Source organism: Umezakia ovalisporum Ak1311 (assembly GCF_029891685.1).
In the GTDB taxonomy this organism is placed as follows: domain Bacteria; phylum Cyanobacteriota; class Cyanobacteriia; order Cyanobacteriales; family Nostocaceae; genus Umezakia; species Umezakia ovalisporum.
In genome coordinates, this window is sequence record NZ_JANQDJ010000065.1 from 22,221 (window position 1) to 36,906 (window position 14,686).

General features: G+C 40.8%; 11 protein-coding genes and 1 pseudogene. 4 read left to right on the forward strand and 8 right to left on the reverse strand.

Annotated elements, in window-relative coordinates:
- Positions 1 to 130: 130 nt before the first annotated feature.
- On the reverse strand, positions 131 to 1,918 hold the full coding sequence (locus NWP25_RS11980; RefSeq protein ID WP_280649739.1) for a serine/threonine protein kinase: 1,788 nt from the start codon (positions 1,916 to 1,918) through the stop codon (positions 131 to 133).
- 363 nt (positions 1,919 to 2,281) lie between these two features.
- On the opposite strand from NWP25_RS11980, the gene NWP25_RS11985 reads away from it, so the two are divergent.
- Positions 2,282 to 2,773 carry a hypothetical protein gene (locus tag NWP25_RS11985; protein ID WP_280699483.1) on the forward strand — a complete coding sequence of 164 codons (492 nt, stop codon included), beginning with the start codon at positions 2,282 to 2,284 and terminating at the stop codon, positions 2,771 to 2,773.
- On the opposite strand, the gene NWP25_RS11990 is transcribed toward NWP25_RS11985, so the two are convergent.
- The 4 genes and pseudogenes from NWP25_RS11990 to ppsA all read right to left on the reverse strand — a co-directional run bounded on the left by NWP25_RS11990 (position 2,770) and on the right by ppsA (position 9,007).
- Positions 2,770 to 4,275: a dolichyl-phosphate-mannose--protein mannosyltransferase gene (locus tag NWP25_RS11990; RefSeq protein WP_280649737.1), complete on the reverse strand. Its 1,506-nt coding sequence runs from the start codon at positions 4,273 to 4,275 to the stop codon at positions 2,770 to 2,772. The two genes, NWP25_RS11985 and NWP25_RS11990, sit on opposite strands and share 4 nt — an antisense overlap.
- Positions 4,275 to 4,466: pseudogene (locus tag NWP25_RS11995) on the reverse strand (hypothetical protein); the annotation flags it as partial. The pseudogene NWP25_RS11995 and the gene NWP25_RS11990, both read right to left, overlap by 1 nt.
- A gap of 127 nt (positions 4,467 to 4,593) precedes the next feature.
- Positions 4,594 to 6,336, reverse strand: coding sequence for an ABC transporter ATP-binding protein/permease (locus tag NWP25_RS12000; protein WP_280649736.1), 1,743 nt, complete (start codon positions 6,334 to 6,336; stop codon positions 4,594 to 4,596).
- A 220-nt stretch (positions 6,337 to 6,556) separates the two neighbouring features.
- Positions 6,557 to 9,007 carry a phosphoenolpyruvate synthase gene (gene ppsA, locus NWP25_RS12005; RefSeq protein WP_280656532.1) on the reverse strand — a complete coding sequence of 817 codons (2,451 nt, stop codon included), beginning with the start codon at positions 9,005 to 9,007 and terminating at the stop codon, positions 6,557 to 6,559.
- 178 nt (positions 9,008 to 9,185) lie between these two features.
- Here ppsA and NWP25_RS12010 point away from each other — a divergent pair, with 178 nt between their 5' ends.
- Complete coding sequence (locus tag NWP25_RS12010; protein WP_280649763.1) at positions 9,186 to 9,590, forward strand: hypothetical protein; 405 nt, start codon at positions 9,186 to 9,188, stop codon at positions 9,588 to 9,590.
- A gap of 326 nt (positions 9,591 to 9,916) precedes the next feature.
- A complete protein-coding gene (locus NWP25_RS12015) occupies positions 9,917 to 10,984 on the forward strand; it encodes a tellurite resistance TerB family protein (RefSeq protein ID WP_280649734.1) in 1,068 nt (355 codons plus the stop codon).
- A gap of 111 nt (positions 10,985 to 11,095) precedes the next feature.
- Here NWP25_RS12015 and NWP25_RS12020 read toward each other — a convergent pair whose 3' ends face one another.
- The 3 genes from NWP25_RS12020 to NWP25_RS12030 all read right to left on the reverse strand — a co-directional run bounded on the left by NWP25_RS12020 (position 11,096) and on the right by NWP25_RS12030 (position 13,941).
- On the reverse strand, positions 11,096 to 12,352 hold the full coding sequence (locus NWP25_RS12020; RefSeq protein ID WP_280699485.1) for a competence/damage-inducible protein A: 1,257 nt from the start codon (positions 12,350 to 12,352) through the stop codon (positions 11,096 to 11,098).
- Positions 12,353 to 12,529: 177 nt separating this feature from the next.
- Positions 12,530 to 13,813, reverse strand: a complete 1,284-nt coding sequence (glyA, locus tag NWP25_RS12025; protein WP_280649732.1) for a serine hydroxymethyltransferase — start codon at positions 13,811 to 13,813, stop codon at positions 12,530 to 12,532.
- Positions 13,810 to 13,941, reverse strand: coding sequence for a hypothetical protein (locus NWP25_RS12030; protein WP_280649731.1), 132 nt, complete (start codon positions 13,939 to 13,941; stop codon positions 13,810 to 13,812). The genes glyA and NWP25_RS12030 overlap by 4 nt, the downstream gene beginning before the upstream one ends.
- A 410-nt stretch (positions 13,942 to 14,351) precedes the next feature.
- On the opposite strand from NWP25_RS12030, the gene NWP25_RS12035 reads away from it, so the two are divergent.
- A complete protein-coding gene (locus NWP25_RS12035; RefSeq protein WP_280649762.1) occupies positions 14,352 to 14,558 on the forward strand; it encodes a hypothetical protein in 207 nt (68 codons plus the stop codon).
- Positions 14,559 to 14,686: the final 128 nt, after the last annotated feature.

The following is a 14,686-nucleotide window of genomic DNA, read 5'->3' on the forward strand; positions in this document are numbered from 1 at the left end:
ATGGCAAATTGGCAAAATCTTTCGTTATTACGTCAGTTTTTCCATTCCATGAGCCAAAAATCCCCCGGCTAAAAGCCGTGGGGACTATCAAATCAGAACTTAGGTAATTAAGCAGAGTTGATATTAAGAATTAGTGATCAGACACTTTTTCTGCTTGATTATCTGACTGAGGTGCCCCCTGTTTTAACAAGTTTTCATCTGCTTTTTGAAACAAGGGTTGTATTTTGTCCCGCCAGTATTTAGTATCAGGTAATTTCTCAGGATGATTTTTATAGTCTAAAACTTTGTCCCATTCACCGTTATCTATTGCTTTATTGATGTCATTAAATAGCGCTTCGGCTTTAGCCCAATCTTTTTGCCACTGATTAATTATGGCAACTGTTTCTTTCAAACCAGAAGAAGCATGACTAGGAATAGACTGCATTAAGGCGACGGCTTCTAGTAAATTTCCAGATTCATACTTTTGTCTGGCTTGTTGTAAAATCTTTTGAGTGTCATTGCTAGACTCTGATGAATTTGATGTATCTACTGGTTCTGGGGTAGGTTGTGGCTTAGGCTGGGGAATTGGTCTAGCTGTAATTAAATTAATATCATCTAGTGTGTTAATGGCAATGCCTTTGTCTCCCAGGCAAGAAACCCACTGTTCATTATTGGCAATTACGTCTAGGTGAGCCCAAGCTAAACCACCAGAGTCTGTTTTAACTTCTACCCATCCGCGTTTTGTGCGCTTGCCCGTTACTTCAAACCCAGTATTTTCACTAATGGTTTGTACAACATTATCAGAATTAATTGAGCTAGGTTCAGAACGTAGATTAGAATTACCTGTGACCATAGCCAAGCAGTTATTGCCATCAATATTGTTACCGGAATTAGCAGCTAAATTTTTAATGTTGGGATATACATTTGTAGCTAAAGCCGTAGCCGCACCTACCAAGAATAAACCAATTAAGAGGGGCCACGGGTCAGCTTTTCGAGATTCTACACGCACTGGTTTCACTGCAACAGGATTTGCTGGTGCCACTGCTATGGTTTTTTGCGGGGAGATTTGAGAGATAGATTGAGTAGGTTGGTATTGATGATGGTGAGTTGATCTTGGATGAAGAATGTTTTTACAAGCTTGCAGTGCTTCTGTTGCGGTTTGATAACGGTCTTTGAAGTGATAACGCACCATTTTGGTTAGCACTGCTGCTAACTGAAAGTTGACCTTTGCTAAATGTTGCCACAAAAGTTCCCCAGTGTTGGGGTCTTCTTGTAATTCCACCCCAGGTACTCCGGTTAGGGCTTGAATAGCAATAATGCCGAGGGAATAAATATCACTGTTGGGGCGGGGTTTACCTTGCCCTTGTTCTGTGGGCATATAGCCCGGAGTGCCGATGGCAACTGTAGCTGTGGGTTGTCCAGTAACCCTGACCATTGTTAATCCTAGCTGCTTTACTGCTCCAAAATCTACTAAAACGAATTTACGGTCAGAGTTGCGGCGGATAATGTTAACTGGTTTAATATCGCGGTGAATTACGCCTTGACTGTGGACAAACTCAAGGATTTCTAGAACTCCTTGCAATAGTTCTATGACTTGGCTTTCAGTCCAACGTTCACCGGGGATAAGTTCTTCTGCTAAGGTCTGTCCGGCAATAAATTCTTGTACTAAATAAAATTCTTGGTTTTCATCAAAGTAAGCCAGTAGCCGCGGTATTTGGTCATGATTGCCTAAATGCTCTAAAGTTTCAGCTTCGTTGTGAAATAAACGCTTGGCTGTATCAAAAACTCTGGGATCGGAAGTTGCAGGTTTGAGGTGCTTAACAACGCAGATAGGATTACCTGGCCGCCTGGTATCTTGAGCAATATAGGTTTGACCAAATCCTCCTTCAGCCAGGACTCTAATTAGTTGGTAACGATGGTCTAGTAGCTTGCCGATCATATTTTCCCCTCAGAGTAATTACCTGATTTTTTCTGCCGGTAATCAGTATCTAGTAAATAGCTCCAAATTTTCTGGAATGAAATCCGCTCTGTCGCGATAAAGATTTAAAAAACAAGCCCTAAGTTTGAGACCTAGGCAGTGTGGAAAGACTTTTGGGTGATGATTCACGCTCCCACTATGTTTTGATAGGGGCTTTCAACCTCTGATTTCTTACCAAAAATTCTTGGTAAGATGTAATTGTATATTTTTAACCTATCAAAAATACTTTGGAAGGGTAAAAAGCCCTGTGTTTTTGAACAGGGGATGAAAATGGACACCAAGAACTTGAGCACTGCGTTTATCTGATTTGTCGGTTGATTACCAATGCCACCTAGAATAACTAATCCAGTCACATGGCACCAGGCTGAACTAATTATGCAACCTGCTTTTATTCGTGTTGTCGATAATATTCGCAAGCATCTTGACACGTCTAGTTGGAAGGGAACTTACCACGATGTGCTGATTTGGCCTGCTAACACCACTGATGAAATAAAAGCTTTGGTCACTCAGTTGTTGCAAGAAATGGAAACTGCAACGTCAGAACAAGCAGATGAAATTAGGGCGACTCTTGCTGATTTGCCAATACCCCATCCAGGATATCATCTACGTTTGCAACGTCAAGATTACGAGGTGAATCTAGATTTGTGGGAGATTTGTTATCAAGTGTGTTTTCTCAATTACTCTTCTATGAATGAAGATGTCAATATTGATACTAGTTTAATTGATGAGATGGGTGAAGTGAATTGGCAGTCTTTGGACGATAAGACTAGGGATTTAGTTAGGCTGGCATTTGCAAATTTAACAGTAGAAAATTAAATCCAAGTGTTAAACCACATACGTATGTTGTAACCTTCAGAAGATAAAGGTAAACCCAAATATAAGGGCATCCAAAAAATAAAACCACCCACAATGATGAATGTGATGGTAACACCTAGTACCCTAATCTCACGGTAATAACTGGAAAAACACTGGTCTACTAACCAAGCGATCGCTAAAAATCCAAATACCACAGCACTCATATAGTGGTACATAAAAACGCATCTTGTGACTTTTGTCCAAGGTAATAAGTTGGCAGCGTAATTTAAAACTAAATATAGGGCGATCCAAGTCTCAACTGTAAGATTAGTAGGTAGGACAAAATGCTTTTGTTGTAACCAGGGAATGACCACTTTTAACAATAGCATTGCTGCTAAAAACAAAATAGCGGCAACACCAAACCACCACAAAAAAGGATTACCCATAGCGTGGACATCATAAATAACTTTTTTAGAAAGTGGTTCCTTAACACTCTCAGTTGCTTGGTAATAATAGGCAATTGGTCGATTCATTAAAGGCCATTTATACCATGCAGCACAGTAAGGATGCACATCAGAACTGTTTCCGCCCAACTTAAGGTGAAACTGCAAAATTTTCTGATGTACTTCTATAAATCCATATCTTCTATCTAGGTGGAGATGAGGAATCCAAATGATGCTGTAAAGTATTGCTGGGATAATTCCCAGATAAAACACCATATGCAAAATATTGATCTGGGTGAAATTTTGTATTGGTGTCTGAAGGCGAATTGCTGAAGATTTTTGATTTATTCTTAGCCATTGGTGATACCATTGACGTAAAAAAATCTTTGTTTGTCGGATTACTGTTCCAGGTGATGTTAGTTGAATTGGGATATGAGGAAAAGACTGTACTCCGCGAATAATATAAGCTGTTATCCAAATCCAATAAATACCTAGCAAAAACCATAAGCCATTCCATTTAGTAGCCACTGATGCTCCAAAACTTATCCCCGCTAGAATTAACCACCAAAAACGTTGTTGGTTTTGGTTATTTAATGCTAATAGTAAGAACAATTGCCCTAATAAACCAAAAATGACAATATAAATGTTATTTAAAGCATATCGAGATTCAACTAAAAAGAAACCATCACAAGCTGTAAATAAACCTGCTAGTAAAGCAAAGCGATGACGATGACTTAATTGATAAGCGATACCAGCGACGACTAGGGGAATAAAGGAGCCAGTAAAGGCATTTATCCAACGATAACTCCAGGGCGATCGCATGGAACCCGTAAGTTCATTGACTGTACCTTGCCCAAAAGGAAGATGACTACCAATCCAGATACCGATGCCAATAATATATTGACTTAATGGTGGATGAGCATTGAAAAATGGTTTATTGATCAGATAGTTGTTGCCAAATTTTGCGAAGTAAACTTCATCAAATACTAGAGTGTTAAATCGGTCTATTTCCCAAAACCGTAAAGCAAGTGATAGTAAAAAAACACCCGTAATACCAATCTGAAACCATTTTTTAGACATTAGTCAATAGTATCCTTTGTGAGTCTCCCCCTTACACCACAGACCGCTGAACCATCAGCCCTGAACATCCTGATTCCCTGTGTTCTGATGTTTTGGCCTGCGTTGCCGTCGCCATTGCCTCCAGCACGGCGCTTTGGGCAATCATGGTGAGTACCACAGCGTGGACAAGTCCACTCTCTAACATCTAGTGGGGGGAACAGGGAATAGGACAGAACGGTTTCAGTGTATACTGTGTCTTGTTCAGGAATCAAATCTGTAAATTTTATTTACCTGTCATCTGTCGTAACTTTTTCGCACCACCCTACTTAGGGTAAAAAATTAGCTAAAAGCATTCAAATTGACACTGTATTCTGACATTGTTAGCAATCGCCAATTAGAGCTAGCATCTAGCTCTAGGACGTACTCATGATATTGCAACAAACTAGGGCGGTGTCCCACACTAATCAATGTAGTTCCCTTGGCTTTGAGTTTTTGATACAGGTTCTTTTCATTAGCTAAATCTAGGGCACTTGTAGCTTCATCTAAGATCACATAGTTAGGCATAGTCAGCAAAACTCTGGCAAAAGCCAAGCGCTGTTGTTCGCCTAAAGAAAGTATATTAGCCCAGTCCAACTCCACATCAAAGCCACCGACTCGTTCTGGTAACTCTGCCAAGTTAACTTCTTCTAGGACATGGCGCATTTTAGTTTCGCGAATATCATTGTCAGGATGGGGGTAAAGTAACTGACTTCGCAGGGAACCCAATACCATGTAAGGACGTTGGGGTAAAAACATCATTTGTGATAGGGAAGGACGGATAATTTGACCAGTACCTGAATTCCATAATCCGGCGATCGCTCTTAGTAAGGAACTCTTACCACTACCACTGTTACCGACAATTACTAGACCTTCACCGGCGTGCAATCTCAATGGTAAGTCCCTAACTAAAGTGCGTTCATAGTTAGGAGTTAATAGGGTGACATGACGTAATTCAATCTGAGAATCTTCTGTGATGTCGATAGTAGTGATTCCTACCTCCTTTTGGTCTGTGGTTTCTAGTGCATCGGCTAATTCCCCCATCCGTTCCACACCGGCGGCAAAAGCAGTTAAGTTTTCAAATTGACCTACGACTACGGATAAAGCACTAAAAATTTGACTGAAGGCGATGGCGGCTTGGGTAAATGTCCCGAAATCCGTTTGACCCGCAAAGTAAATGGGTGCAATCACCAAGTAAGGCAGTGCGGAAACAAAATAGTTATAGCTAGTGGTAAAAAATCCTAAGTTACGTTGCCAGTTGATCAAAACATCAAAATTGCGAATTGCTCGGAAGAAACGCTGTTTTAGCTGAAGTAACTCTTGGGTTTCACCTTGATAAAAAGCGATAGACTCGGCATTATCTCGCACATGAATTAGTCCATAACGAAAGTCAGCTTCTCGTTTGAGTTGATTAAAGTTGATGCCTATTAATCGTTGACCAATCCAAGCAGTGACCGCTGTTCCTAAAATTGCATAGACCACCAACGCCACTGATAGGGGGATTGAGATAGACAATAAAACTCCAGTGAAAGATACCAGAGTAATAATTGATGTCAAAATCAAAAGTGTAAAAGATAGGCTAGTGCGAGTAAATGACCTGATATCTTCAGCTATTCGCTGGTCTGGGTTGTCAATTTTTTGATTAAAGTTCAGCCGGTAATAAGCACGATTTTGCAAATATTTATCGAGAAAATGGTTTGTCAGCCACTCTCGCCATTGCAATCCTAACTTGTCTTGCAGATAGCTATACATGACAACAATCGGAGTACCAATGACTAACAGCCCAGCGTAAAAGAAGATGAAGCGCCAAAAGGTTGATGCATCTTGAGTTTGGGGAAAAGTTGCCAGAGAAGTATCAATATTGCGGAAAATAAAGCTAATACCGACATTAATAACATTAACCGCCAATGCCAAGAGTAGCAGCAGTCCTAGTAGTCCCCTAGCTTGCCATTTTTGTTCAGAAAACCAGTAGGGTTTGGCGACTTTGACGAATTTCTCCCACAACTGAGGGTCTAATCGTTTAGTCTGAGTTGTTGTTGTACTCATTAGTAATTTATTTAGGAATGTCTAAACTTTAATATATAAATTTATTTAAGGCTTGAACTGCAAAGAAAGCAAACCACACAAATTAAGAGAGAAAAAGAAAGAAAAACAAAGAAAAAGCCATAAATTCAGTGCATAAGCGTCATAGCCCACCACTTATGGGCAGGCTAAGTTGTTTTTAGTCAGGAATTGAGTTCAGAAGCCTATACAAACCTTTGGTTGTTTATATATTTTGCTCTACTTTTGCTACTTCGAGCATGGTTTTTAAAACTGAATCTGGATTGAGACTGATAGAATCTATTCCTTGTTCTATTAAAAATCGCGCAAATTCTGGGTAATCGCTGGGTGCTTGTCCACAAATACCGATTTTGCGATGATATTTTTTTGCGGCTTGTATGGCCATTTTCACCATGCGCTTGACACCTTGGCTGCGTTCATCAAATAACCGAGCTACCAATGCTGAATCTCTGTCTATGCCTAATGTTAGCTGGGTTAAGTCATTGGAACCAATAGAGAAGCCATCAAAAACTTCTGCAAACTCTTCAGCCATAATTACATTGTTGGGTAACTCGCACATGACATAAACTTGCAAGTTGTTAATACCTTGTTTTAAGTTATTTTTTGCCATTTCGGCTAAGACCATACGCCCTTCATTGGGAGTGCGACAGAAGGGAATCATGGGGATAACGTTGGTTAAACCCATTTCGTCACGAACTCGCTGGATAGATTGACACTCTAAGGCAAAGGCTGCTTGATAACCTGGATCATAGTAGCGTGCAGCACCGCGCCAACCTAGCATGGGGTTTTCTTCGTTGGGTTCAAATTCCTGACCACCCAAAAGGTTAGCATATTCATTGCTTTTGAAATCTGACATACGTACAATGACTGGTTTTGGATAAAAAGCCGCAGCGATTCTACCTATACCTTGGGCTAATTTATCAACAAAATACTGGGGTTTATCATCGTAGAATGCAGTGATTTCATTAATTTTAGTTTTGACAAATTCATCTTTTAGCTTTTCATAGTGAATCAATGCCATAGGATGAATTTGGATTTGGTTGGCAATGATAAATTCTGTACGTGCTAAACCTACCCCATCATTAGGAATTGTAGATAAACTTAATGCTTCTTGGGGATTACCCACATTCATTAAAATTTGTGTGCGGGTACGGGGTAAGTTTTTTAGAGGAATTTCTTTAACTTCAAAGGCTAATAAGCCATCATATACTTTGCCTTCTTCTCCCTCGGCGCAAGAAATTGTCACATCTTGGCCAGTTTTTAAGACTTCTGTAGCATTGCTGCATCCGACAATGGCAGGTACTCCCAATTCTCGCGCAATAATCGCCGCGTGACAGGTACGTCCGCCGGAGTTAGTGATAATGGCACTAGCTCGTTTCATAATCGGTTCCCAGTCGGGATCTGTTCTCTGTGTTACTAATACATCCCCGGATTTAAATTGGTGGATTTTATTTACATCTAAAATCAGATGTGCTTTTCCTTGACTAATTGCTTCTCCCACAGCACGACCAATGACCAGGGGATGGGGGTATTTTCCTTGCTGGTCTGTTTTGACTAAATGATAACTCCGCAAGACGTTCCCTTTTTTCTGGGACTGGACTGTTTCGGGACGGGCTTGGACAATAAAAAGTTGATTGGTAATTCCGTCTTTTGCCCACTCAATATCCATTGGGGAGTAACTACCGTGGGTTTCGGAATAATGGTCTTCGATTAAACAAGCCCAATGTGCTAGTTGTAAAATCTCTGCATCATTGAGAGCAAATTTATTTTGTTGTGCCATGGGTACGGCGACATTTTTTGTTAATTTTGAGCCGTCATCATAGATCATTTTTAGCTCTTTGGTGCCTAGTTTTTTATTGATGATGGGGCGGAAACCTGCTTTTAACGTTGGCTTGAAAACATAGTATTCATCTGGGTTAATGGTTCCCTGAACTAGGTTTTCGCCTAAACCATAGGCGGCTGTAATTAGTGCAACATCTTTAAAACCGGTTTCTGTGTCAATGGAAAACATGACTCCGGCGGTGGCTAGGTCAGAACGCACCATTTTTTGTACGCCGACGGCGAGGGCTATGCTAAAGTGGTCAAATCCTTTGGTGTAGCGATAGGAAATGGCGCGATCCGTAAATATAGATGCAAAGCATCTATGACAAGCTGCTAATACTCCTTCAACCCCCACAACGTTTAAGTAACTTTCTTGCTGTCCGGCAAAACTAGCATCGGGCAGATCTTCTGCTGTGGCGCTAGAACGAACTGCCACATCTGTATCTGTGTTGTATTTCTGACATAATTTTAGATATGCTGTGGTGATCGCTTGACGCAAGTCTACAGGAAAAGGTGTGTGCATGAGTAGCCATCGGGCTTTTTTGCCGCGTAACCGTAAATTTTTGACATCCTCAACATCCAAATCATCAAACAGTTTGCGTAATTTTGCTTCTAGCCCGGCTGATTGGATAAAATACCGATAAGCATAAGCAGTAATCGCAAATCCTGCGGGAACCTTAACGCCTTTAGGTGTCAACTGTTGAATCATTTCCCCTAATGAGGCATTTTTCCCACCTACTAGGGTTATATCAGCAATATCAACTTCATCAAACCAGAGAATGAGCGATCGCGCTTTTTCAGATTGAGTCAATGTGTTTTCAGATACTTTAACCATCTGTATTACCTCTCAATTAGACGCTCTGGTTGTCACTTTGTTATCGCTGGGATCTTTTCCCTTTGTTTAATTCTAGATTTAAGATTTGGTCTCGTGCTGTTATATGCAACAATGTAGTTAGAAAAATTTAACATTTTTGGAGATAATAGCCATATCAGAATTTCAAATTTATGGCACAATGGCGCAACTAGAACGACTGCTACAAATGGCAGAAGATGAACTAATTCAATACAGTACAGATGCCCGCAAAATTGAAAAATTGCGCCGTAAAATTGCTTTGTCTATGTCGTTAGCCGAGCAACGACAAATTAAAGCTGAATTATTAATTACTATGAAGTATAGTACAATCACTAATATTGTCGAAGAACAAAGACAAGCAGTTGCTCTACCATTTTGGGGAATTGCTGGATTGGGTTTCTTATTTGGAATTTCTGCAAATCAACCCGTGGTTCTATGTATAGGTGTGCTGGGGTCTGTGGCTGCTTTCAGAATTCAAAAGTGGGGTTGGAAGCTACAGGCGAAGCGTTTATTGTTACAAACTTTGGAAGATATTGAAGCCCGCATCTCTCCACCAAGTAACTAGCGCAACATCCTAAGTAATAAATATGACTGTTGACTGTTAAATAATAATTAATATTACACCTTCACATTCTTATGTGTCACCACAAACAACGGTACTATGGCATCCTACCTTTGGTATAGAAATATCACCATAGCTAGTTGAAAATTCTACCCATAGATTAAATTGATTCTCCACCTGATTCAAGCAAAAGATAATTACTCCTGTGAGAATTGAATTGTACAGTAAGTATTAAGGATAAAATATTTAAGCATTCTTATGTTATTGAGAACACCAAGGTTAATATACAAATAATCTGTTAGTCATAGCCAAATAAGGAGGTAGCAATTGTGACTAAATATGACAAGATTTTTAATTCAACAAAGACCACACAACAATCACTCAGTCCAGAAGAAGCTGTAGCTGCTATGGCAGTGATTACGGAAATTGCTGATTCTTCCGTAGAAGAAGCAGATGCAGAAATTTTAGCGAGTATTATTTGGGATTTTGAGGTTTTTGAGGATTACTCAGAAGATGAAATGGTAGAAATGGTGGATAGACTCATAGGCATTGCAGAAGATGAGGGGGTAGGAACCTTATTTAATCTTGCAAGTAAAAGCCTGACAGATGACCTTGTTTTAGATGCTTTTACTGTTGGGGTAATGGTGAGTATAGATGAAGACGAACTAATTATCCCCAAACAGAAACAGCCCTATCTCAAACGGTTACAGCAAGCCTTAGAACTCGAAGATGAAGAAGCGGAGGAAATCATACAAGATGTAATTGCCGCGTATCAAGAAGTTGAAGAAGAAAACGAAATTTACTCACAGGAGGAAGAGGAGACAACAGTAGAGACAGATTATGGCCATGAGGTATATGAATCGCCATCTGGTAATTTTTCAGTTCCGATTCCTGTTGATCCAGAACAGGGAGGTAAGGTAGAGAGTCAAGACGGAATGGTTCGCTTTTGTGACAGCTTCGGTACAATGCTGAGAATTGACTACTATCCCATATCCTTACAACAGTGGGAACAAATGGAATCCATTGGACAAGAAGAATATTTGCAATCTATTTTACTCAACAAGTATGTGCCGGAAGCAATTTTTACCAATACACCAAAGGCTGAGGTGAAATATACTGAGTATTTGTCAAGTACCATTGAAGGATCTTACTTCGCGCTGATTGATTTGCCCCAAGGTGCTACAATTCTCCAGCCAGAACAAGGTGACACTGCCACCAAACTAGACGCTTACCGAGGGCTGCTGGCATTTATATGTTCTAACTATTTGTATATAGTTAGCAGCCAGCACAGCTTTTTTAACGGTGAAAAACCAAGTTCTCTCAAAGAGGAAGCTGAGGACATTAAGTATGGCATTTTAGATTTTGTCGAAACTATGGAATTTACAGAAACCGAATAAGTTAGCAATTTGTTAAGTTAGGCGATGGGGCGTTGTCTGGTGACAAAACCCCCATTGTCATAAGTTTATTGCAGTGCATTTTATTGATCTGTAAGTTGTTGTAATTACGAATTACGAATTACGAATTATCAATTTTCTCCGCAGCAAATCTAAAGCTGTGTTAGCGCTGACCTCACGAATTAAGGAACGTCCGCCCATAGCACCAAAGCGATATTCAAAACTTTTTACTTCATTATTTGGTCCCGCTAAACCGATGTAAACCAAACCCACTGGCTTTGTATCTGTTCCGCCAGTGGGTCCAGCAATACCTGTAATACTTAATCCCCAAGATGTTGACAGACTGATTTTTACTTTGATTGCCATTTGTTCTGCAACAGTGCTGCTGACTGCGCCAAATTTATCTAAGTCGTTTGGGTTAACTCCCAGTAAGTTCAGTTTGACGGAATTATCATAAGAAATTATTCCTCCCCAAAAGTAATCAGAACTGCCAGAAATATCGGTTAACATTTGCCCTAGCCCACCACCAGTACAGGATTCTGCTACTGACAAGGTTTCTCCTGATAAACGCAATAACTTGCCAACTACGGCACCTAAAGTATCATCATCAGCACCGTAATAATCTAATCCGGCGATGTCTATAAGTTGTTTTTCAATGGGTGAAATCAAATCTTGAGCAGCAGATTGAGAAGCAGCTTTTGCAGAAATTCGTAGTCTAACTTCTCCTTTACCTGCATAAGGGGCTACTGTGGGGTTGAGTAAGTTAAAGTAGGGGGCAACTTTTTCTGCTAATGCCGATTCTCCAATACCCCAAAATTTTAAACTTCGGCTGTAAATAATTTCTTTCCCCCAGCCTTGATTTTTGAGAAAAGGTACTGCTGTTTCTGACCACATCCGATGCATTTCTGATGGGACACCCGGAAAGGTGAGTATTGTTATTTCTGGGCGGGGTTGCCAGATAATACCGGGTGCTGTACCTGTGGGATTGGGTAAAATGTCTGCACCTTGGGGGGTCAATGCTTGTTTGCGGTTGGTGGGGGTCATGACCCGACCACGTTGGGCGAATTTCTGGGTGATATCTGCGATAATTTCTGGACGTTCTATTAGGGGAACGCCAAAAAAATCGGCGATGGTTTCACAGGTGAGGTCGTCAGGTGTAGGGCCAAGTCCACCTGTGAAAATGAGAATTTGCGCTCTTGATATGGCAATTTCTATAACTTGCTTGAGTCTTTCTGGGTTATCGCCTACTACTGTTTGATAGTAGTGGGGAATGCCTAATTGAGCTAATTGTTGCCCTAAAAATTGGGAGTTACTGTTGAGGATATCCCCTAGCAGTAGTTCAGTACCAACACAAATAATTTCTGCACTCATTGGTCATTGGTCATTAGTCATTGAGAAAAGTATACTTTTTTGAGTTTTGATTTGTCATTGCTAGAGGTTTGAAGTCTGGTAATTATCTTCAGTGTTGATTGTTTTTTGCGGTTAGTAGGGATGAGGTGTGGAATGGGGAAATAATGCTTGATCTCCCCATATCCCTCCTCTCATGTCCTAGGTTAAGACTGGTACAGGAATCTGTAGATGTGGATACAAGGGGAAGCGATGGCACAGTGATGCTACCCGTTGCCGACAATCTTCCGCTACTGTTTCGGAATCAGGAGAAAGCAGGCGATCAGCGATAATATTCCCGATTTCAGTAAATTCCGTTATCCCCAGACCACGTGTAGTCATAGCTGGAGAACCTAACCTGAGACCACTGGTCACAAATGGTGATTGAGGGTCAAAGGGAACTGTATTTTTGTTGGCGGTAATATTTACGCCACTCACCAATTGATCGCCCTGCTTACCTGTGAGACCAATATTCTGTAAATCTACTAACATTAAATGATTATCTGTACCATTAGACACTAATTTTAACCCACGCTTTTGCAGTTGACTTGCCAAGGCGCGGGCATTTTCGATGACTTGAACAGAATAATCTTGAAAATCAGGCTTCAGTGCTTCTCCAAAAGCCACTGCTTTAGCAGCAATTACGTGTTCCAGGGGGCCGCCTTGACTACCAGGGAATACTGATTTATCTAGCTTTTTGCCTAGTTCGGCGTCCCGGGTCATAATTAAACCACCGCGAGGGCCACGGAGGGTTTTATGAGTGGTTGTAGTGACTACATCACAGTAAGGAATGGGGTTAGGGTGAACACCGCTAGCAACTAAACCAGCGATATGGGCAATATCTGCCAGTAGGTAAGCGCCGACTTCATCAGCGATGCTGCGAAACTTTTCAAACTCGATGACACGAGGATAGGCTGAATATCCGCAAATTAAGAGCTTTGGACGCTCCCTCAGCGCCTGCTCCCGAATTTGCTCATAGTCTAGCTGTTCTGTTTCTTGGCTGACACCATAGTGGCAAACTTGAAACCACTTACCCGAAACATTAACTGGTGAACCGTGGGTGAGATGTCCCCCATGAGACAAATTCATCCCCATGATTTTGTCCCCAGGTTCGAGTAATGTCAGGAAAACTGCAAAATTTGCCTGAGCGCCGGAATGTGGTTGCACGTTGGCATGAGCTGCACCAAATAGCTGTTTAGCTCGGTCAATGGCTATTTGTTCGATTTCATCGACAAATTCACAACCACCGTAGTAGCGTTTACCTGGCAATCCTTCGGCATATTTATTGGTCAATACTGAACCTTGGGCGGCCAGTACAGCAGCTGAAGTAAAGTTTTCACTAGCAATTAACTCTAGGTGGTCCCGTTGACGCTGTAGTTCTTGGTTAATTAACCCGGCGATGAGGGGGTCTGAGTTAGCTAAGAATTCGGAATTAGTTCTAGTCACTGAAAATTATCCTTGGTGGAAATTTGCACAACGGTAGATTTGGGCTTGGTAGCACCTAAATCTATTTTGACGTTTAAGAATGTTTGACTGCTGACGACTAACTTTTTATTTAGTGCGGACTTATTCATTATCAAAATGTCAGTCCTGTTAATGCGTTAATTATGGTCAAACTTTTGCCTCAGCCTTAAATTTTACACTTTCATGCGGATATAAGGGACATTCTTAAATCTCTTGGCTTTACCCTAGATAGGTCATTATGTATGTTTTGTAACAAAAGGTTTAATATGTTTGATACGTAACATACAATAAATTAAAGTTCACTGGAAATTTTTTCTTATTAACCCCACATTGACCCAGAGAAGTTCAGGAAAATGCCTTGAAATCTACAGTTTGTACCTAACCTGGCTTTAGGAGCGTCTCAAATGTTAACTGTCAACACCTACTACAGATATTTTTCATGACCGCAGCAGGGTTAGATGTCAAGTGTCTATTCTTCGGAAACAATGGGTAATCATCAGAATTTACGAGAAGTGATGTGATGTTAGTCATTTTAATGGATGATCAAATCCTTGCCCCCGCGCAAGTTTGCCAATCTTGTTTACTTGCTGACGGTAATGGTCAACCCCGTTGGCGTGGAGGTCAACTCCAATGCGGTCAAGCAATTCGCCAATTAACTGCACAGCAATCAGAGCAGTATGAATGTCTGATGGGTTTCCGAATTGCTCATTTGACACTCCCCGGCTAACTGCAAAGCAGTGTAGCAGGAGATTCTTGCTTCCTAGAAACAGGCTTTTTGGTACAAGTACCAACCAGTCTTACTGTTTCTCCACAACCTTGAAATTCTTTGTGTATAACGGTATCTGTTGACAGCAT

Coding starts and splice junctions, on each gene's coding strand:
- NWP25_RS11980 (WP_280649739.1), bottom strand. CDS start 1,918: ATGATCGGCAAGCTACTAGACCATCGTTACCAACTAATTAGAGTCCTG.
- NWP25_RS11985 (WP_280699483.1), top strand. CDS start 2,282: ATGCCACCTAGAATAACTAATCCAGTCACATGGCACCAGGCTGAACTA.
- NWP25_RS11990 (WP_280649737.1), bottom strand. CDS start 4,275: ATGTCTAAAAAATGGTTTCAGATTGGTATTACGGGTGTTTTTTTACTA.
- NWP25_RS12000 (WP_280649736.1), bottom strand. CDS start 6,336: ATGAGTACAACAACAACTCAGACTAAACGATTAGACCCTCAGTTGTGG.
- ppsA (WP_280656532.1), bottom strand. CDS start 9,007: ATGGTTAAAGTATCTGAAAACACATTGACTCAATCTGAAAAAGCGCGA.
- NWP25_RS12010 (WP_280649763.1), top strand. CDS start 9,186: ATGGCGCAACTAGAACGACTGCTACAAATGGCAGAAGATGAACTAATT.
- NWP25_RS12020 (WP_280699485.1), bottom strand. CDS start 12,352: ATGAGTGCAGAAATTATTTGTGTTGGTACTGAACTACTGCTAGGGGAT.
- NWP25_RS12030 (WP_280649731.1), bottom strand. CDS start 13,941: ATGAATAAGTCCGCACTAAATAAAAAGTTAGTCGTCAGCAGTCAAACA.
- NWP25_RS12035 (WP_280649762.1), top strand. CDS start 14,352: ATGTTAGTCATTTTAATGGATGATCAAATCCTTGCCCCCGCGCAAGTT.